The sequence below is a fragment of the Brucella sp. JSBI001 genome (assembly GCF_026014005.1).
Classification (GTDB): domain Bacteria; phylum Pseudomonadota; class Alphaproteobacteria; order Rhizobiales; family Rhizobiaceae; genus Brucella; species Brucella anthropi.
Map to the genome: position 1 here is coordinate 3,310,424 of NZ_CP110339.1, position 19,597 is coordinate 3,330,020.

Consider the following 19,597-nt stretch of genomic DNA (forward strand, 5'->3'; position numbering starts at 1 on the left):
GCTTATTCAGCTTCACCGGTGACAACTGGTGTATCCTGCCGGCTTCCCCATTCACTCCAGGAACCGTCGTATAGACGATTATCCTTGTGACCGACCGACGCCAATGCAAGCATGATGACCGCTGCGGTAACGCCAGAGCCACAGCTCGTAACGACCGGTTGTGAGAGATCAACACCGGCCTCGTCGAAAATCTTGCGCAGGCTTGCAAGGTCCTTTAGCTCACCGTTTTCAGACAAAGTGCCAACGGGAACGTTGCGTGCACCGGGCATATGGCCGGAGCGCATGCCTGCCCGCGGCTCGGCATCGCGTCCGGTGAAGCGTCCGGCTGCGCGTGCATCGGCGATCTGCGAGCGTCGCTCGTCCACAATTTCGCGCATCTGCACGAAATCGACCACTGCGGCCTCGTCGAATGATGGCGTGAACAGCGTTGGCGCAATCTTTGTAGCTTCTTCGGTCACCGGATAACCAGCCTTTTTCCAGCCGTCGAAGCCGCCATCAAGTACATAGACATTCTTCACACCCATCACGCGGAACATCCACCAGACGCGCGGTGCGGAAAACATGCCGACTCCGTCATAGACAACAACTGTCTCATCAGCCGTAACTCCCATGGCACCGACATGCTGCGCAAAAAGCTCTGGCGACGGCAGGGTGTGCGGCAGACCGGATTCCTTGTCAGCAATCTTGTCCTGATCGAAGAACACAGCGCCTGGAATATGTGCAGCGTTGTATTCTTCCTGCCCGTTGCGTCCAGCAGCCGGGAGATACCAGGAGGCATCGACAATCGCGATGCCCGGCTTGCCGAGCCGTTCTTTCAACCAGTCCCGTGAAACGACGAAGGCGCTTTTCTCTACCATGGGTAAACACTCCTCAAGCATGTTTCGTAAAACCGGGAAACACGCAGAAAAAAATGGGTTCAGGCTTCTGGCAGGGAGCCAAAGCGAATGCGGAACCGGCGGTTTTCCTTGCCCTTTTTCTCGATCTTGCCGATGTGGATTTCACCCACTTCCTGCGTTTCGGAAACGTGCGTACCACCGCAAGGTTGCGAATCCACCACGCCGTTTTCACCGATAAGAACAAGGCGTATGCGACCGAGCCCCGCCGGAGGACGCACATTCTTCGACTTTACGATATCCGGATTTGCAAGGAATTCTTCATCGCTGATCCAGCGAATGGCAACCGCGTCATTGGCATTCACCCGCTCCATGAGCCTTTCGGTCACGAATTCCTTGGTGTAGCTCGGATCGGGAAGATCGAAATCAACGCGACTTTCATCCTCGCCCACCGCAGCGCCGGTAATCGGAAACGGGCAGACAACGGAAAGCAGGTGGCAGGCCATATGCATCCGCATCAGCTTGTAGCGACGCGGCCAGTCAACATGCAGGACCAGCTTTTCACCGACAGTGGGCGAAGCCTGTCCTTCTGCCGGAACATGAATGATTTCGTTCTTGTTTTCGCCCGTAACGGTTGCTGAAATCTCGATACGAGAACCATCCGCGCGCTCGAGAAAGCCGATATCCCCCGGTTGGCCGCCGGAGGTCGCATAGAAGTTTGTCTGGTCGAGAATAATCCCGCCCGTCTCGGTAATGGCGAGTACCGTGCCCTCCGCCGTTGAAAGATAGGAATCTTCGCGGAAAAGCGCTTCGGTCTCGTATGCCATGATTATCCCTCGAACGGTATGTCTATCTCGGTCTTCCTCTCCAGCCATCCCGGCACTGGCAGGTTCTTGCCACGCAGGAAAGCAGGATTGAACAGCTTGGACTGGTAACGATTACCATAGTCGCAAAGCACCGTCACAATTGTGTGGCCCGGCCCGAGATCTTTTGCAAGCCGGATTGCGCCTGCAATATTGATACCCGAAGAACCGCCGAGGCAAAGTCCCTCATTTTCCACGAGATCGAAAACGATATCGAGCGCCTCCGCGTCGGAGAGGCGATAGGAGAAATCGGGGGTGAACCCCTCAAGATTGGCGGTGACACGCCCCTGCCCGATGCCTTCGGTGATCGAGTCGCCTTCGGCTTTCAGCTCGCCCGTCGTGTAGAAGGAATGGAGTGCGGCTCCATATGGATCGGCAAGTGCGATCTTGATATCAGCATTGTGGTCCTTCAGACCGAATGCGGTGCCGACAAGCGTTCCACCTGATCCGACAGCGGCGACAAACCCATCCACCTTGCCGTCGGTATCCCGCCAGATTTCCTGCGCCGTGGTTTCGATATGGGCCTGCCGGTTGATCGGATTATCGAATTGATTGGCCCAGACCGCGCCGTTCGGCTCGCTTCTGGCAAGTTTTTCGGCCAATCGTCCCGACAGGCGCACATAATTGTTCGGATTGCGATAGGGGGCGGCTGGAACTTCAATCAGTTCGGCGCCAAGCAGGCGCAGCGCGTCCTTCTTTTCCTGGCTTTGCGTTTCGGGAATAACGATAACTGTCCGATAGCCAAGCGCTTTCGCGACCATCGTGAGGCCGATGCCGGTATTGCCGGCCGTACCTTCAACGATGACACCACCGGGTTTCAGAAGCCCACGCTTTTCGGCATCGCGAATAATATAGAGCGCTGCGCGGTCCTTCACCGACTGTCCGGGATTGAGAAACTCGGCCTTGCCATAAATTGCGCAGCCGGTAAGTTCGGAAGCCTTTTTCAAATGGATCAATGGCGTATTGCCGATTGCGTCGAGCACCGATTGGAACATGGCTTCCGTCCTTCCTGTTTTGAAGAGGAAATTATGAGGAACGGCCCTGCCCTTCAAGCAAGCATGGAATATTTTTCCAAGCCATTACGCAAATTGAAACCCATCCTGCGCTCATAAATAGAAAAGCCGCCCGAAATGGGCGGCTTTTTGAAAAAATATTCAAGGCAAGCTTACGCTGCGCGCTGTCCGCCATTGCCGTTGGCATTGCGGCGCTTGCGGCGGAACGGACGCTTCGCTTTCGGAGCGGCTTCACCTGCTGCGTGACCGCCTGTACGATGGTCGCCTGACTTCGGGGCTGCACGACGCGGCTTCTGCGCCGTTCCGCCCTTGCGATGCTGGGTCTTCTGCGGGCGTTCGCCCGGAGCTGCCGCACGCGGTGCCGGAGCAGGTGCAAGCTCCACAGGTGCATCCTTGATCGGAAGCTTGTTACGCGTCACACGCTCAACGGCTCTCAGCTTGGATTCTTCCGCTGCCGGATCAAAGAGCGTGATCGACGCGCCGCTGGCGCCATTACGGCCGGTACGGCCAATACGATGCACATAGGTTTCCGGCTCGTCAGGCAGATCGTAGTTCACGACGTGGCTGATACCCGGCACGTCGATGCCGCGAGCAGCAATGTCCGTTGCGATCAAAATCCGCAGCGATCCATCACGGAATCCGTTCAGCGCACGCTGACGTGCATTCTGCGACTTGTTGCCGTGAATGGCGGCGACTTCATAGCCATCGCGTTCCAGATGACGGACGACTGCATCGGCACCATGCTTCGTACGGGTGAAGACGATGACCGAACGCATAGCCTTGTCACCCAGCAGCGCGGAAAGAAGACGGCGCTTCTCCTTGGTGTGCACAGGATGCACAACCTGCGTGATTTCAGCAGCCGTCGTTCCCTGCGGAGCGACTTCCACACGAACCGGATCACGCAGCAAGCTTCCTGCCAGCGACGCGATTTCCTTCGGCATGGTGGCCGAAAACAGCGCGGTCTGACGATCAGAATGCGTCGCTTTTGCAATGCGCTTCACATCGTTGATGAAGCCCATGTCCAGCATACGGTCCGCTTCGTCGAGGACGAGCCAACGCGTCTGCGAGAGGTCAACCAGACCGTCACGCATCAGATCGGTCAAACGACCAGGCGTGGCGATCAGAACGTCGATGCCCGGTGCGATGCGCTTGATCTGGGACAGCTTGGAAACGCCGCCCAACACAAGCGCTGTCGAGATATGCGCGTGTTTGGAAACATTGCGGATCGTCTGTTCAATTTGCACGGCGAGTTCACGCGTTGGCGCCAAGATCAGCGCGCGTGCAGTTTTTGGACGGCGCTTGTCGCCGAGGCCGATGATCTTCTGCAGGATCGGCAGGCTGAAAGCTGCGGTCTTGCCGGAGCCCGTCTGCGCGATACCAAGAATATCGCGGCCTTCAAGCTGGTGTGGAATCGCCTGCAACTGGATCGGCTTCGGCTCGGTCATGCCAGCGGCTTCGACGCCCTTGAGCAAAATGCCGGTAACGCCGAGAGCGGCAAAGCCGCCCGTAATTTCTTTTGTCAATTCAATCTCTTTCGGCGGCACCATGATGTCATGGTCCGCATACAAATGCCGGTCAAGCGCAACTTGCCGAACTCTATCTGTTCAATGATAACGACGGGACGCCGAAGCTTATAAACTCCAGGCGACTTGCGCTGCCGTGCCCGAACATTTTCTCGGGTCTCCCCGCTTCCGGACCATTCCGGAAGACAGAGGCGAGACGCAACAAGTCCAATGCCGGGAAAGCCAACGAACACGTCGGCCCATGCGCCTGACGCGGCATATGGGGTGTTTTCGTCGAAAAAGCAACTGATTTCGCTTAAGGCACCGAAATCAGATGATGAAATCAGCGAGCACCTGATTGTCCGTTATGTCCTGATAGGCCCAACCGGCTTCTGCGAATTTCTTTTCCAGAAGCTTGAAGTTCGCCGCGTTCTTCGTTTCGATGCCGATCAGCACAGAGCCGAAATTACGCGCCGATTTCTTCAGATATTCGAAACGCGCAATATCATCTTCAGGACCCAGAAGATCAAGGAACGACCGAAGGGCGCCCGGCCTTTGCGGGAAGCGGAAGATGAAATATTTCTTCAAGCCTTCGAAGCGCAGTGCACGCTCACGAACATCCGGCAGGCGCTCGAAGTCGAAATTGCCGCCCGAAACAACAATGACGATGCGCTTGCCTTTGAGGTCGCTCTTCTTGAAGTCCTTCAACGCATCAATGCCGAGCGCGCCCGCTGGTTCAAGCACGACGCCCTCAATATTGAGCATTTCGATGATTGTTGCGCAAAGCCGGTTTTCCGGAACCGTTATAACAGTTTTCGGATCGAACCCTTTGAGAAGCTTGAAGTTTTCTTTTCCGATCTCGGCAACAGCTGCACCATCGACGAAATTGTCGACATGCGTAAGTTTGATACGCTTGCCTGCTTCAAGGCTCCCTTTCAGGCTCGCAGCGCCCTGTGGCTCGATAAAGCGGAAACTCGTCTTCCAGCCCAGATCTGAAACATATTGCGTAACGCCGCCGGACAATCCGCCGCCACCGACAGGCAGCAGAATAAAGTCGGGCTTCTTTCCCTCCGGCAACTGCCGCTCGATCTCAAGCGCCACCGTCGCCTGCCCCTCGACGATACCGGGATGATCGAAAGGTGGCACCATCACGCCCTTCTGGCTTGCGGCAAACTCCTGCGACGCGGCATAGCAAACGTCGAAAATATCGCCCACCAGCTTGATTTCAATGAATTCGCCGCCAAAAGCGCGGGTCTTGTCGATTTTCTGCTGCGGCGTCGTAACCGGCATGAAAACGACACCCTTGCGGCCAAAATGGCGGCAGACGAATGCAAAACCCTGTGCATGGTTGCCTGCGGAAGCGCAAACGAACACCGCATTCTTGTCGGTCGTTTCGACTGCCTTGGAGATGAAGTTGAAAGCGCCACGAATCTTGTAGGACCGGACCGGTGTGAGATCTTCGCGCTTGAGCCAAATTTCCGCACCGTACTTCCGTGAAAGGTAATCGTTGAGCTGCAGCGGCGTTTCAGGAAACAGCGCGCGCATTGCCTTTTCGGCCTCGGATACGGATTTGACGAAGGCGGTCATTATTCGACTTTCTGCATTTCCTGCTGGTTTTCCGCCCATGGCTACATGGGTTTGACAATGCAGACAAGGTTGAAGCTCGTCAGGTCGCCAAATCAACGATTTAGAGTAAGCATATATTCGGCAATACTAACTGTTGATGTTAACAGGCTTTGTGGCTTGAATTCGTGACACAAATCATGACATAGACGAGGGTAATTGCTGCGGTCGTGGCGAAATTGGTATACGCAACGGACTTAAAATCCGTCGTCTTTTAGACTTGCGGGTTCAAGTCCCGCCGACCGCACCACCTCCTCCTTTTGCGCTCAGTTTTCCCATATCCGCTCCAGGCAACCTCGCCTTGACAATTTGCTGCCCTATCCTCCAGTTTTCCCCTACTCGAAACAGATGCAGACGGAACAATGGAAGAGCAAGCCACACAGTTGATCGCAAATACAAACGCATTCGTTCTCCAGATGTACGACCTTCTCATACGATACTCAGTCTCCACACTCGGTGCGCTGATTATCCTTTGCGTCGGCTGGATACTGGCCGGAATCCTTCAAAAATGGACCATACAGTCGCTGTCGAAAATTCGCGGCTTCGACCAGACTCTGGTCGGATTCTTCGGCGCTGTCGTCCGCTACAGCATACTCGTCATCATTCTGGTCATGGTTCTCGGGCAATTTGGCGTCCAGACCGCGTCCATTCTCGCAGCGCTAGGCGCCATTGGCCTTGCTATCGGCCTCGCCCTTCAAGGTACGTTGCAGAACATCGCAGCAGGCATCATGATTCTGGTCCTCAGGCCATTTCGCGTTGGTGAATATATCAGTGCAGGCACCGTCGTCGGCACCGTGCAAGACGTCGGCTTGTTTGCGACGGAGCTCAAAACCATTGATGGCCTTTACGTGCTGGCACCCAATTCTTCTCTTTGGAATACGCCCGTCACCAATTACAGCCGCATGAAAACCCGCATGCACGAGTTCAAGGTGGGGATTGGCTACGAAGACAATATCGATCAGGCCTTCGCGATCATAAAGAAGGTTGTCGAAGATCAGAAAGGTGTTCTCTCAACACCCGCGCCGGCCTATTTCGTATCGCAACTGGGCGACAGTGCCGTTGTTCTCAGCGCCAACTACTGGATAAACAGCGCCGATTATGCGCAGGTGTCGCGCCACACGATCAAAACGGTGAAGATCGAATTTGACAAAGCCGGGATCAACATCCCTTATCCGCAAATGACTTATCATGTCATTGAAAAAGATAATAAAACAGAAACAGTTAACTGATCTTTCTAAACTCTTTTTTCAGAGAAGCCGCAGATTGAATCTGCGGCTTTTCAATAGCTGCTACTCCGCTCAACTGTTCAGCTTGGCAGTGATTTCCGCAACACGCTTGCCCTGAAACCGCGCCCCGTCCAGTTCCTGTTCCGAAGGCTGGCGCGAACCGTCGCCATCTGCAGTTGTCGTCATCCCATAGGGAGCACCACCGCGCACCACATCATTTCCCATCTGCCCCTGATAGGCATAGGAAAGCGGGACGATAATCATGCCCTGATGCTGCATCTGCCACTGTGTGGAAATCAACGCCAGTTCCGCGCCACCATGCTGCGTGGCTGTGGAAACCATCACCGACCCGACCTTGTTAATGAGGGCACCCTTTGCCCAGAGACCGCCGGTCTGGTCGAGGAAATTCTTCATTTGAGCCGCCATCATGCCATAGCGGGTAGCAGTGCCGATGATGATGGCGTCGTAATCCGCGAGTTCAGCCGGCGTGGCAATCGGCGCATCCTGATCGATCTTATAGTGCGAGGCTTTCGCGACATCCGGCGGAACCAGTTCCGGCACCCGTTTGATCGTGACCTCCGCGCCGCCTTCGCGCGCACCTTCAGCCGCCGCCTTGGCCATTTTTTCCATGTGACCATAGGCCGAATAATACAGCACCAGCACTTTAACCATGTGACGTCTCCATATCCCGATTTGTGAGGCCCCAACCTCGACAGGTTCAATTAGGGGAGCCGCCTTCTTTGGGAAGGCACAACTTCTCGCGCCCAAATAAAATGCTGCAATAAAGCAGTTGCAGCCTTGTCCTGCTGGCGCTTAACTGATGCCAGAAAATGGAGTCTGGATATGACCAACAATCCGCAGCAAGCCGTCAAGGCAGCCATGCTGGCAATTGGCGACGAGCTTCTCTCAGGCCGCACCAAGGACAAGAATATCGGACATCTCGCTGATGTCCTGACAGCGGCGGGCATTGATCTCAAGGAAGTACGGATTGTTCCGGACGAAGAAAACGCCATCGTCGCCGCTCTGAATGCACTGCGACCGCATTATGACTATGTTTTCACGTCCGGTGGAATTGGCCCTACCCATGACGACATCACCGCCGATGCGGTTTCTGCGGCCTTTGGCGTGCCTTGTATCTATGACGAAAAAGCCATGAAACTACTTGGCGACAATTATGCAAAGCGCAGGCTGGAATTCACCGACTCGCGCAAGCGCATGGCGCGTATGCCGCAAGGTTCTGAGCATATAGCGAACCCGATCTCCGCTGCGCCCGGCTTTCATATCGGCAATGTCTATGTGATGGCAGGCGTGCCATCCGTGTTTCAGGCAATGCTCGACAATGTACTGCCGACACTGAAGACCGGCCGCAAGCTTCTGTCCAGATCGGTGCTTTGTCCTTTTGGCGAAGGCGTGATTGGCGCTCCCCTGACGGAAATCCAGAAAGAAAACCCCGATACGATCATCGGTTCCTATCCGAAATTCGAGAACGGGCGCTTCAGCACGGAACTTGTCGTCCGCGGGAGCGATCCTCAAAAAATCGATACGGCAATTGATGCAATCGAAAAAATGATCTCGTCGCTCGAAACAAAAGGTGCCGCTTAATCCTTTGCAACCTTTTGCCCGCGCAACTCGTTGCACTATATGCTAAAATAGAAACACAGCCGGAAGGAGTTCGGTCATGTCCTACAAGACGGTGGTTGCCTATTCTCGCAGTGAATCCGAGTTGAAGCGGGTTGTGTCCGCCGTTGGACTTCTAAAGCAGAAGGTGCCCGATATTCACGTCATCGGGCTTTATTCAATCCCTTCGCCCATCGTCTATGCCGACCCGAACGGCTTCATCGATCCGGGAATGTTCGAACTGCATGACAAGCAGCACAAGGAGCTTTCCGAAAGGCTGAAACATCTCTTCGAGGAAGAGATGCGCCGTCAGGGCACCAACTATGAATATCGCATCACGCGGTCCGAAACCGGCACCGCTGCTGATGGCGTGCTGACTGCTTGTCTTGGAGCCGAATTGCTGGTCGCCGGGCAACCCGACCCCGACGATCCGGCCACCAACGACGAAACCGCCGATACGATTGTTTTCAATTCCAGCTGCCCTGTTCTGCTGGTTCCCTATGCACCGGTGCTGCAGATGATTTCGCTCGACCGGATCGTCGTCGCCTTTAACGGCAAGCGGGAAGCGGCCCGGGCCGCTTTCGACGCCCTGCCCTTGATGAAACATGCCGACAGAACGGAAATCGTTTGGGTCGATCCACCGGAAATTGAAGGCGAGGATCAGGCTTTGGCGAGCCACGATATTGCGGAATCACTGTCTCGGCATGGGATTGATGTGACGACCACAGCACTGGCATCCAACGGACGTTATGCGCAGGATGCCTTGAGGGAACATATCATCGCTGAACGCGCTGATCTTTTCGTGATGGGCGCTTACAGTCATTCCCGGTTGCGTGAACTCGTCTTTGGCGGGGTGACGCGCTCCATGCTGAACGAGCTGCCCATTCTCACGCTTTTCTCGCGTTAGAAGACACGATTGAAGCCAGTTTGATCCGGCAATTGGCCAACAACTGGCCGACAACTAGCCTGTGATGACACGACACGCTTGCAAGAACACCATTTTTGCGGTTATCAGCATCACCCGGCGCTGACTGTGCCGGGTGGAGAGCCTTTTCCTCTCTTGCCGCCCGCCTGAAAGGGCGCAGACGAAGAAAAGCCGCAGATCCTGACAGTTACAGCGCTTGGCAATCCGTCATAGCGCATTTTTGGTTTTTAAAGGTCCGGAGAACGAGCTCCGGATCGTTCCACGGAGCGTTTCGATGTCCTTGCCAGATAAAGCCTTCCCAGTTTCATGGGATCAGTTCCACCGTGATGCCCGCGCCCTTGCCTGGCGGATTGCCGGTATGAATCGTGATTGGCACGCAATTGTTGCCATCACGCGTGGCGGTCTGGTCCCTGCTGCCATCGTCTGCCGCGAACTCGGCATTCGTCTCATCGAAACCGTCTGTATTGCCTCCTATCACGACTACACGTCGCAAGGCGACATGCAGATCCTCAAGGGTGTGAGCGAAACACTGCTGGAAAATGGCGGCGACGGCGTCATCGTCGTAGACGACCTGACCGACACCGGCAAAACCGCAGCCATCGTGCGGGAAATGATGCCGAAGGCCCATTTTGCGACTGTTTACGCCAAGCCGAAAGGCCGTCCGCTGATCGATACCTTCGTAACGGAAGTGTCTCAGGACACCTGGATCTACTTCCCTTGGGATATGGGCTTCACCTATCAGGAACCGATCGCAGGCGACAAGCGCGGCTGAAGCCCGACAGACTTGAAGCCATAAATCCATCGAATGCACTTCCGATAAAACTGGCGGATTCACATCCGCCAGATCAAAACGCTGCGAAACGAAAACAAACGAACGCGATTGCGGTGACATTTCCGCCGCAATCGCACCTTATGGAAAACGCAACGAAATAACGCTGATCGAGGGCGGATAGCGTTTTCAAAGCTGCCATCCCACCCTGAAATTTCAGTAATACCTTTAAAATAAAAGCTTTTTCGGATACTTTCAAAGGTCTGTTGCCTAACTAATCAGTTGTTATTTTGGCGAATCGGATCATGCTATAGATAAAAAGGGGATTTTCGCGGTGAAGTCGCAGGCCAAACAACTGATTGCAACCGAAAAGCGTATTTTGACGCCTTCCGGTCGTTTGCAGCAGGTTGCGGCGCTTGTCTATCGTCGCGACATGGGCATCCTCAAGGTTCTCGTCATTACGAGCCGCGGTACAGGCCGCTGGATCATCCCCAAGGGCTGGCCGCAAGTTGGTCGCACTCTGGCGGATACTGCTCTTCGTGAAGCTTATGAAGAAGCAGGTATTCGTGGTGAGGTCTCACCAGTACCAATCGGCAGTTTCTGCTACTGCAAGACCGACCTACCGCCTGAACGCATAAACCAGTTCACGGCAGCAGTATTCGCGGTGCAGTTCACCGGGCAGGAGAAAGATTGGCCTGAGCGGGATCAGCGCATCTGCGAATGGGTGTCGCCACAGGAAGCGGCCAATCGCGTCGAAGAGACAGAACTGAAGCAGTTACTGAACCATTTTGGTGATTCGGGCATTGCCGCTGCTGCTGAGTAAGCAACCGGCAAGCCGTCTTCAATGCAGCATTCCCCCGGATTATGATCCTTTTGCAGGGATTTTCTCTTTCGACAGTCGACACTGCCGTGCTTGTTCCTCTAACTGCTAGTAATAGCGGCTATCCAGGCTCCCCAAATCACATAGCCGGCTTGGTTCGCAAAAGTGTCGCTTCTCCCCGTTATCCACATTTGCCCCAAGCTGTTACGCACAATATCTAGATGCTGGAGCGTTACAACAAACCATTGCTTGACGCTCGAAGCCGAGTCGTTTTTTTATGATACTATCGTTGCGTAAGTAGCGTGATCGGGCGTTGTAATCTGCCGGTCCTTTTTTCGGTCAAGTTGAGTATCGAACGAGCGTTGCGCTTTGAAAGTGCGGTTTTCGCTCGGTGCTTTCTTGCGCCCAAATTCTGGGTGCGCCCTTCTCTGGAGAAGCAGATGCAACATCGATCAGAAACAGCGTTAACACTAGATTTAGTATTTGCGCTCATGCTTCTTACAAGATAAGGTATTTTTCGTTCCGCCGATTTTTGATCGCGATCGCGCTAGCAAGGTTGCAATTAAGCTCCCCTGAGGCGTTTTTTCGTGGGCTTTGATGAGGTGGAAGCGGATTTCCGGGAGTTTTCTCCCCAACAAGACGCTCCTCCCCGCAGAAGAGCTGTTTTGACAGAGACGCGATACAGACAGGCCGTGGCTGAAAACCGTCACTAGAGCTACTATATATAGAACGTTTGGATGGGACAGATGAAGATCGAACGCCGTTTCACGAAAGAGAATCAGTCGGCCTATGCGGACATCGCGTTCCGGACTGCGACCAGCGAGATCAAGAATCCCGATGGATCCATCGTATTCCGTCTTGAGAACATCAATGTGCCCGCGCAGTTCAGCCAGGTCGCTGCGGACATTCTTGCACAGAAGTACTTCCGCAAGGCTGGCGTTCCCGCACAGCTGAAGAAGATCGAGGAGAACGACGTTCCCTCATGGCTGTGGCGCTCGGTCGCTGACGAGGACGCGCTTGCCAAGCTGCCTGAAAATGAGCGCTACGGCTCCGAAATGGACGCCTGCCAGGTTTTCGACCGTCTCGCCGGCACCTGGACCTATTGGGGCTGGAAGGGTGGCTATTTCGCCTCTGAGGAAGATGCCCTCGCCTTCCGCGACGAGCTTGCCTATATGCTCGCGACCCAACGTGTGGCTCCAAACAGCCCGCAATGGTTCAACACCGGTCTGCATTGGGCCTATGGCATCGACGGTCCCGGCCAGGGCCATTTCTATGTCGACTGGCAGACCGGCAAACTGACCAAGTCCAAGTCGGCCTATGAACATCCGCAGCCGCATGCCTGCTTTATTCAGTCCGTTGGCGACGATCTCGTCAATGAAGGCGGCATCATGGATCTGTGGGTCCGTGAAGCGCGCCTGTTCAAGTATGGCTCCGGCACGGGCTCTAACTTCAGCTATCTGCGCGGCGAAGGTGAAAAACTTTCCGGTGGTGGCAAATCCTCCGGTCTGATGAGCTTCCTGAAGATCGGCGACCGCGCCGCAGGTGCGATCAAGTCGGGCGGCACGACCCGCCGCGCCGCCAAGATGGTCGTCGTCGACATCGATCATCCGGATATCGAGGAATATATCGACTGGAAGGTCAAGGAAGAGCAGAAGGTTGCTTCGCTCGTCACCGGTTCCAAGATCGTCAAGCAGCATCTGACCGCCATCATGAAGGCTTGCGTCAACTGCGAAGCGGACAATGATGATTGCTTCGATCCGGCGAAGAACCCTGCCCTGAAGCGCGAAATCAAGGCCGCAAAGAAGAACCAGGTTCCGGAAAACTACGTCAAGCGTGTGATCCAGTTCGCGCGTCAGGGCTACACCGACATTCAGTTCAAGACCTACGATACAGACTGGGATTCGGAAGCCTATCTCACTGTTTCGGGCCAGAATTCCAACAATTCCGTTTCGCTGAAGGACGAATTCCTGCGCGCTGTCGAAAACGACGGCGACTGGAACCTGACAGCTCGTCGCGACGGTCGCGTCATGAAGACGCTGAAGGCGCGCGATTTGTGGGAAAAGATCGGTTACGCCGCCTGGGCGTCCGCTGATCCGGGCCTGCACTACAACACGACCATGAACGACTGGCACACCTGCCCGACCGCCGGTCCGATCCGCGCTTCCAATCCGTGCTCGGAATACATGTTCCTTGACGACACGGCTTGCAATCTGGCGTCGATCAACCTGCTCACCTATCGCAACAAGGATGGTTCATTCGATATTGCGGCTTACGAGCACACGGCACGCCTGTGGACCATCGTTCTCGAAATCTCGGTGATGATGGCGCAGTTCCCGTCGAAGGAAATCGCCCGTCTTTCTTATGAATACCGCACGCTCGGCCTCGGCTACGCCAATATTGGCGGCCTGTTGATGACTTCCGGTATTCCTTATGACTCCGACGAAGGCCGTGCAATTTGTGGCGCGCTGACGGCGATCATGACCGGTGTGGCCTATGCCACCTCCGCTGAAATGGCAAAGGAACTCGGAACCTTCCCGAGCTATGAGCCAAACGCCGAGCATATGTTGCGCGTCATTCGCAACCACCGCCTCGCAGCCCATGGCCAGACGGAAGGTTATGAAGGACTTGCTGTCAATCCGGTTGCACTGATTGCCGAGGATTGCCCGGATCAGGATATGATCACCCATGCACGTGCTGCCTGGGACAAGGCGCTGGAACTTGGCGAAAAGCATGGCTACCGCAATGCACAGTCCACCGTCATCGCGCCTACCGGCACGATCGGCCTCGTCATGGACTGCGACACGACCGGCATCGAGCCTGATTTTGCGCTGGTGAAGTTCAAGAAGCTCGCTGGCGGTGGTTACTTCAAGATCATCAACCGCGCCGTACCGGAAGCACTCCGCACGCTCGGTTATTCGGAAAGCCAGATTGCTGAAATCGAAGCCTATGCTGTCGGTCACGGCAACATCAATCAGGCTCCGGGCATCAACCCGTCTTCTCTGAAGTCCAAGGGCTTCACCGACGAGAAGATCGAAGCCCTGAATGCTGCTCTCAAAAGCGCATTCGACATCAAGTTCGCTTTCAACAAGTGGACGCTGGGCGAAGACTTCTGCAAGGACGTGCTAAAGCTCACCGATGAACAGCTCAACGATTTCTCGTTCGAGATGCTCCCGGCGCTGAGTTTCGCCAAGAAGGACATCGAAGCTGCCAACATCCATGTTTGCGGCGCAATGACCCTCGAAGGGGCGCCGTTCCTCAAGGAAGAGCACTACGCCGTGTTCGATTGCGCCAATCCTTGTGGCAAGATCGGCAAGCGTTATCTCTCGGTGGATAGCCACATTCGCATGATGGCAGCCGCACAGCCGTTCATTTCGGGTGCGATCTCCAAGACGATCAACATGCCGAATGACGCAACCGTCGAGGACTGCAAGAACGCCTATATGCTGTCCTGGAAGCTGGCGCTCAAGGCCAATGCGCTTTATCGCGACGGCTCCAAGCTTTCGCAGCCGCTCAACGCCGCCCTCATCTCGGATGATGAGGACGAAGACGATGCAGTCGAGGCACTGATCGAAGCCCCTGCTGCAGCCCGCGCCGTTCAGGTAACCGAGCGTATCGTCGAAAAGGTTGTCGAAAAGATCGTGCATGAGCGCGAAAAGCTGCCGAACCGTCGTCAGGGTTATACGCAGAAGGCAGTCGTTGGCGGTCACAAGGTCTATCTGCGCACCGGCGAGTTCGGTAATGGACGTCTCGGTGAAATCTTCATCGATATGCACAAGGAAGGCGCTGCTTTCCGTGCAATGATGAACAACTTCGCCATCGCCGTATCGCTCGGCTTGCAGTACGGCGTACCGCTCGAGGAGTATGTGGAAGCCTTCACTTTCACGAAATTCGAACCGGCAGGCATGGTCATCGGCAACGATGCCATCAAGACCGCAACGTCGATCATCGACTATGTCTTCCGTGAGCTGGCGGTGTCCTATCTCGGACGCAATGACCTCGCCCATGTCGACACAAGCGATTTCGGTAATACGGCGCTCGGCAAGGGTATCAAGGAAGGTAAGACCAACCTGGTCTCGACCGGTTGGACGCGTGGTTACAAGCCCACTCTGGTGACCAACTCGACTAACGAAGCCAAGGGATCGACAAATTCTGCGCCGCAGGCTTCCAACGTCACAACCTTGAAGTCGACCACGCCGACGGGCAATCGCCCCGCAACAATCGGTCTGGTGACGGATGGTGCGACCGCCTTCAAGCGGGAGTTGGAAGAGCAACCTGCTCCGGCACAGCAGCAGGAAAGCACATCGGCAACGGCAACCGAACTTTTCTCGGATAAGGCTGCAGCAGACGCTGCTTCCGCCCGCGCGGAAAGTGCGAATGCCGCCAAGAAGCTGGAAGCTGACCGTCGTATCAAGTCGATGATGCAAGGCTATACCGGCGACAGCTGCACCGAATGCCAGAACTTTACCATGGTTCGCAACGGAACGTGTCTCAAGTGCGACACTTGCGGTGCAACGAGTGGCTGTAGCTAAGTCTAGTTCGTTGAATACGAAGATAAAAAGCCCGCTTTATGCGGGCTTTTCTTTCCATAAGTATTTCAAAGAAAAATTATATAGAATTATATTTCTATGATGAAATATTGAGATTCAACAAATTTCGGAACGAACCGACTATTTCCACGTTCAACCTAAGCAACCGAACGTATAAAGGAGATAGTTATGTTCAGGACTACACTTCTGACGACGACGTGTGCATTGCTGATAGGTGGCGCTGCTTATGCTCAGACAACTGCACCAACGCCAGCACCTGCCGAGCCACCGGCTGCGGCAGAGGAAATGCCGGTTTCGTCCAAGGACATGTTTGGCAATCCCACATCGGGTGAGACCGACAAGGTCGGCTTTCTGGAACCGAAAGAGGGCCAGCTTCTCGTCACCTCTTTCATCGGACAGAACGTCTATGAAAGTGATGCTGCTGACGCCCAGACTGTCGGCAAGCTGAATGATCTTATCGCCAGCCCCGAAGGTGACATTGAAGCTGCGGTGATCGGCGTGGGTGGTTTTCTTGGAATCGGCGAGAAGGACGTCGCTGTAAGCCCGGATCAACTGCAGCTTGCAACCCGCAGTGACGGCAAAAAATGGCTGGTCATAAAGGCGACCAAACAGCAGTTGACCGATGCGCCGGCATTCGATCGCTCGAAGCTTTTTGTGGACGGTGTAGCCGACCCATCAGCAGCAAACGAGACCAATGCCCCGACGACTGATGCCCCGGCAAGCGATACAGCTCCGGCATCACCACCTCCAGCCCAATGATACGGTCTCGATGAGCAATACGACAAGTCTACCCCCCGGCCTTATGGCCGGGGTTTTGATGCAAATAACCATTACTCGCGGTTGAAATATTCATATGGCCGCCTTAATTCCTGGTAGAACATGATACAAGCATCGCAACACGGCCCCCAATTTTCACCAGGTTAATCTCAGGAAAGTCTATTGTCCGAATTTTTATTGCTCATCCCTGGGCGGAAACCCTTGTGGCGCTTGGAGGATTATTTCTTTCAGCTTTCATTGCAAACTTTCTAATCAAGGCGATTTTGCTCAAACTACTCGAACGTCTTGTCCAGAAAACCTCTTTCGGACAAGACGAAGAGCTTAAAAGACACAGTGTCATCAGCCGTCTTGCCAATATCGTTCCGGCGTTGATTATTTCATCCGGGATCATGGCGGTGCCGGGCCTGCCCGAAGGCGTGATCACCGTTATTCGGAATGTAGCGATAGCTTTCATCATTCTGACGCTGGCTTTGGCGGTCAATTCAGTCTTTGGGCTGATCGATACGCTCTATCATCGCCGTCCCGAAGCCAGATACCGCCCCATAAAGGGCTACATTCAGGTGGCCAAACTTGCTGTCTACATCGTGGCGGCAGTCCTTGTCATTGCGACACTGCTGGACAAGTCGCCGGTTATCCTTCTTTCGGGTGTCGGTGCTATGGCCGCAGTGCTGATCCTTGTCTTTCAGGACACATTGCTTTCTCTGGTCGCCAGTATGCAGATCGCCTCGTCCAACATGGTGCGTGTCGGCGACTGGATCGAAATGAAGAATCTCGACGCCAATGGCGATGTCACGGAAATCGCGCTCTATACCGTCAAGGTCCAGAATTTCGACAAGACGATCACCACCATTCCGATCCGCAAGCTCATCACCGAGCCGATGAAGAACTATCGCGGCATGCAGGAATCCGGCGGGCGTCGCATCAAGCGCGCGCTTTATATCGATCAAAACACCATTCGTTTTCTGTCGGATGACGAGCGAGCCAGACTTGGCACAGTTGATTGGCTGGCGGATTATCTGCCCAAGAAGGCCAAGGAAATCGCCGAATGGAACCAGAAGCTTGGCGACCGCGCCAACAATCCGGTCAACAGGCGTCAGTTCACCAATGTCGGTACGTTTCGGGCCTATGTAGACAATTATCTGCGCAATCACCCCGGCATACACAAAGGCATGACATTGCTGGTGCGCCAGATGGACCCTACTCCCGAAGGACTGCCGCTGGAAATCTACTGCTTTACGAACACGACCGTCTGGGCGTCATTCGAACAGATTCAATCAGATATTTTCGATCACCTTTACGCGGTGTTGCCGGAATTCGGCCTCAGCGCCTTCCAGAATCCGAGCGGTAACGATTTTCGCAAACTGACAATCAATGCGCCTGTCGAGCAGCCTCAATCACCTTGGCGTTCAAACGTTGAACATTATAGCGTGCCCGGGACGGTGTCAGGCCAAGACGGACGACAGCAAGATGCATTGAAGGAACGATCATGACGCTTTGCCCGTCATGGCCCGACATCCAGAATGCGTCTTCCGGAATGCCATCCTCACCTGCCTTCACACCGCTAATCTGCAGCCAGACTTGAGCGGAACCATAGCGCCCTTCGGACTCGGGCCTGGGTTTGCGCATAAATGAAATATAGTCCGCAGGCAGGATCGGTTTTCCGTACAGGTTTCCACCGTCCGCGAGAAACGCGCCCAACCGAGCCCAATCACTGGCGGTAGCGTACATATAGGAAGAACCGGCAAAGACGCCTGACGCATCCGTCTCCAAAATGACGCTGTTCATGCCAAGCGGACCGAATAGGGCAAGCCGCGGATAAGCCAGCGCCTCCTCGCGGCTGTTAAAACTATCCATGAAAAGCTCTGACAGAATATTCGCCGTTCCACTGGAATAATTGAATTTCGTCCCTGACGCCGCCTCCAGCGGCAAAGATGCAGCAAACCCGGCCATATCCGGCTCCAGATAAAGCATGCGCGTGACATCCGTTACTGTGCCGTAGTCCTCATCGAAGCGCAGACCGCTATTCATCGCCATCAGATTTGCGAGAGAAATCTTTGCCCGCTCATCGTTCTTCCATTCCGGTAAAAGGGCTGTGCTTTCCAAGCTCATGCGCCCTTCAGCAATGCGCATGCCGATCAGTGTCGCGATGACGGACTTGGTCATGGACCAGCCCAGCAAAGGCGTATCCGCATTAAAGCCCGGACCATACGTCTCCGCGATCAGCTTGCCATCGCGAATAACTGCGATTGCACGCATTCCCGGCCCGGCCAGAGCCTGATCCTCAATCACAGCCTGCACCGCTGGATCGGTCTCAATCCGGATCGGTTCTGCGGGCACCTGCGGGCCGGTCGGAATTTCAACGCGCAAATCATCTTTCTGGATATTCGCGCATCCCAGCGCTGGGCGATAGATTGCGGTACTTGGTGCAAAGAAGCCGAAAATCCGCACCGTCACACTGCTATTATTCTTGTCGAGAGAGGCATTCAGAAACCGCAGCAGCGGGTTTCCCGGTGCCTGAACATCGTCTGCAAGGACGGCATCAGCATCCCGACCGGCAATGAAAACATTTGAACAGACAATCTTGGCAGCATAGCCGGTGCCGACACGCAACAGCTCAGGCGGCCGAACCGCCAGCCAGAGAATTGCTCCCAGCACGATGACGAGCAGAAGACCACCGACAAACTTCAGAATACGCTTCATGCTGCCCCTCGCAAATAGTCGTTACGTCAATCATACGAAGCCGAGATAACTTGCCAACTCCCGCGCGGCGGCACCACCTGCCCTGTTTGCACCGATGGTCGAGGCAGATGGGCCATAACCAACAAGATGAATACGGGGATCGGCGGCCACCTGTGTTGCCAGGCGTCCAGTCATGAGAATACCGGCTTCCGCATTGCGCAATTGCAGCGGGGCAAGATGGTCGAGCGAACTGCGAAATCCTGTGCACCACAAAATAACATCAAAGGATTGTTCACTTCCATCGTCCCACCGAACACCTGTTTCCGTGATTTCGCTGAACATGGACAAACGGTTGAGCACACCGCGAGCGCGTGCCGCTTCAATGGCCGGCGTCAACGGCAGC

General features: G+C 54.9%; 15 protein-coding genes, 1 tRNA gene and 1 pseudogene. 9 read left to right on the forward strand and 8 right to left on the reverse strand.

Features of this window, described 5'->3' with window-relative positions:
• Nucleotides 1-2: 2 nt before the first annotated feature.
• The 5 genes from sseA to ilvA all read right to left on the reverse strand — a co-directional run bounded on the left by sseA (nt 3) and on the right by ilvA (nt 5,801).
• The gene (sseA, locus tag LJ361_RS15675) at nt 3-857 is read right to left on the reverse strand and encodes a 3-mercaptopyruvate sulfurtransferase (RefSeq protein WP_010660088.1); all 855 of its coding nucleotides are present in this window, start codon (nt 855-857) and stop codon (nt 3-5) included.
• Between the two features lie 59 nt (nt 858-916).
• Nucleotides 917-1,660 (reverse strand): alanyl-tRNA editing protein, encoded by a 744-nt coding sequence (locus LJ361_RS15680; RefSeq protein ID WP_010660087.1) that lies wholly within the window; start codon nt 1,658-1,660, stop codon nt 917-919.
• Between the two features lie 2 nt (nt 1,661-1,662).
• Nucleotides 1,663-2,691: a cysteine synthase A gene (locus LJ361_RS15685; protein ID WP_010660086.1), complete on the reverse strand. Its 1,029-nt coding sequence runs from the start codon at nt 2,689-2,691 to the stop codon at nt 1,663-1,665.
• Between the two features lie 170 nt (nt 2,692-2,861).
• Entirely contained in the window at nt 2,862-4,256 is a 1,395-nt protein-coding gene (locus LJ361_RS15690) for a DEAD/DEAH box helicase (RefSeq protein WP_313733151.1), read from the reverse strand.
• 285 nt (nt 4,257-4,541) lie between these two features.
• Nucleotides 4,542-5,801, reverse strand: a complete 1,260-nt coding sequence (gene ilvA / locus LJ361_RS15695) for a threonine ammonia-lyase IlvA (protein WP_029376102.1) — start codon at nt 5,799-5,801, stop codon at nt 4,542-4,544.
• 197 nt (nt 5,802-5,998) lie between these two features.
• On the opposite strand from ilvA, the gene LJ361_RS15700 reads away from it, so the two are divergent.
• Nucleotides 5,999-6,084 (forward strand) — tRNA-Leu (locus LJ361_RS15700).
• A gap of 112 nt (nt 6,085-6,196) precedes the next feature.
• Entirely contained in the window at nt 6,197-7,063 is an 867-nt protein-coding gene (locus LJ361_RS15705; RefSeq protein ID WP_010660083.1) for a mechanosensitive ion channel family protein, read from the forward strand.
• 69 nt (nt 7,064-7,132) lie between these two features.
• Here LJ361_RS15705 and wrbA read toward each other — a convergent pair whose 3' ends face one another.
• A complete protein-coding gene (gene wrbA, locus LJ361_RS15710; protein ID WP_010660082.1) occupies nt 7,133-7,732 on the reverse strand; it encodes an NAD(P)H:quinone oxidoreductase type IV in 600 nt (199 codons plus the stop codon).
• Between the two features lie 171 nt (nt 7,733-7,903).
• Here wrbA and LJ361_RS15715 point away from each other — a divergent pair, with 171 nt between their 5' ends.
• From LJ361_RS15715 to LJ361_RS15745, 7 genes are all read left to right on the forward strand, one after another.
• Nucleotides 7,904-8,662, forward strand: coding sequence for a competence/damage-inducible protein A (locus tag LJ361_RS15715; protein WP_010660081.1), 759 nt, complete (start codon nt 7,904-7,906; stop codon nt 8,660-8,662).
• Between the two features lie 76 nt (nt 8,663-8,738).
• Nucleotides 8,739-9,584 carry a universal stress protein gene (locus LJ361_RS15720; RefSeq protein ID WP_010660080.1) on the forward strand — a complete coding sequence of 282 codons (846 nt, stop codon included), beginning with the start codon at nt 8,739-8,741 and terminating at the stop codon, nt 9,582-9,584.
• 292 nt (nt 9,585-9,876) lie between these two features.
• A complete protein-coding gene (gene gpt / locus LJ361_RS15725) occupies nt 9,877-10,374 on the forward strand; it encodes a xanthine phosphoribosyltransferase (protein WP_010660079.1) in 498 nt (165 codons plus the stop codon).
• 331 nt (nt 10,375-10,705) lie between these two features.
• A complete protein-coding gene (locus tag LJ361_RS15730) occupies nt 10,706-11,194 on the forward strand; it encodes an NUDIX hydrolase (RefSeq protein WP_010660078.1) in 489 nt (162 codons plus the stop codon).
• A 743-nt stretch (nt 11,195-11,937) separates the two neighbouring features.
• On the forward strand, nt 11,938-15,720 hold the full coding sequence (locus LJ361_RS15735; RefSeq protein WP_010660077.1) for a vitamin B12-dependent ribonucleotide reductase: 3,783 nt from the start codon (nt 11,938-11,940) through the stop codon (nt 15,718-15,720).
• Nucleotides 15,721-15,906: 186 nt separating this feature from the next.
• Nucleotides 15,907-16,497 (forward strand): PRC-barrel domain-containing protein, encoded by a 591-nt coding sequence (locus LJ361_RS15740; protein ID WP_010660076.1) that lies wholly within the window; start codon nt 15,907-15,909, stop codon nt 16,495-16,497.
• 179 nt (nt 16,498-16,676) lie between these two features.
• Nucleotides 16,677-18,005 (forward strand): mechanosensitive ion channel family protein, encoded by a 1,329-nt coding sequence (locus LJ361_RS15745; protein WP_264813605.1) that lies wholly within the window; start codon nt 16,677-16,679, stop codon nt 18,003-18,005.
• On the opposite strand, the pseudogene LJ361_RS15750 reads toward LJ361_RS15745, so the two are convergent.
• Nucleotides 17,902-19,215, reverse strand: a pseudogene (locus tag LJ361_RS15750) (serine hydrolase domain-containing protein); the annotation flags it as partial. The gene LJ361_RS15745 and the pseudogene LJ361_RS15750 sit on opposite strands and share 104 nt — an antisense overlap.
• Nucleotides 19,216-19,245: 30 nt before the next feature.
• Entirely contained in the window at nt 19,246-19,590 is a 345-nt protein-coding gene (locus tag LJ361_RS15755; RefSeq protein ID WP_264811930.1) for a hypothetical protein, read from the reverse strand.
• Nucleotides 19,591-19,597 lie beyond the last annotated feature (7 nt).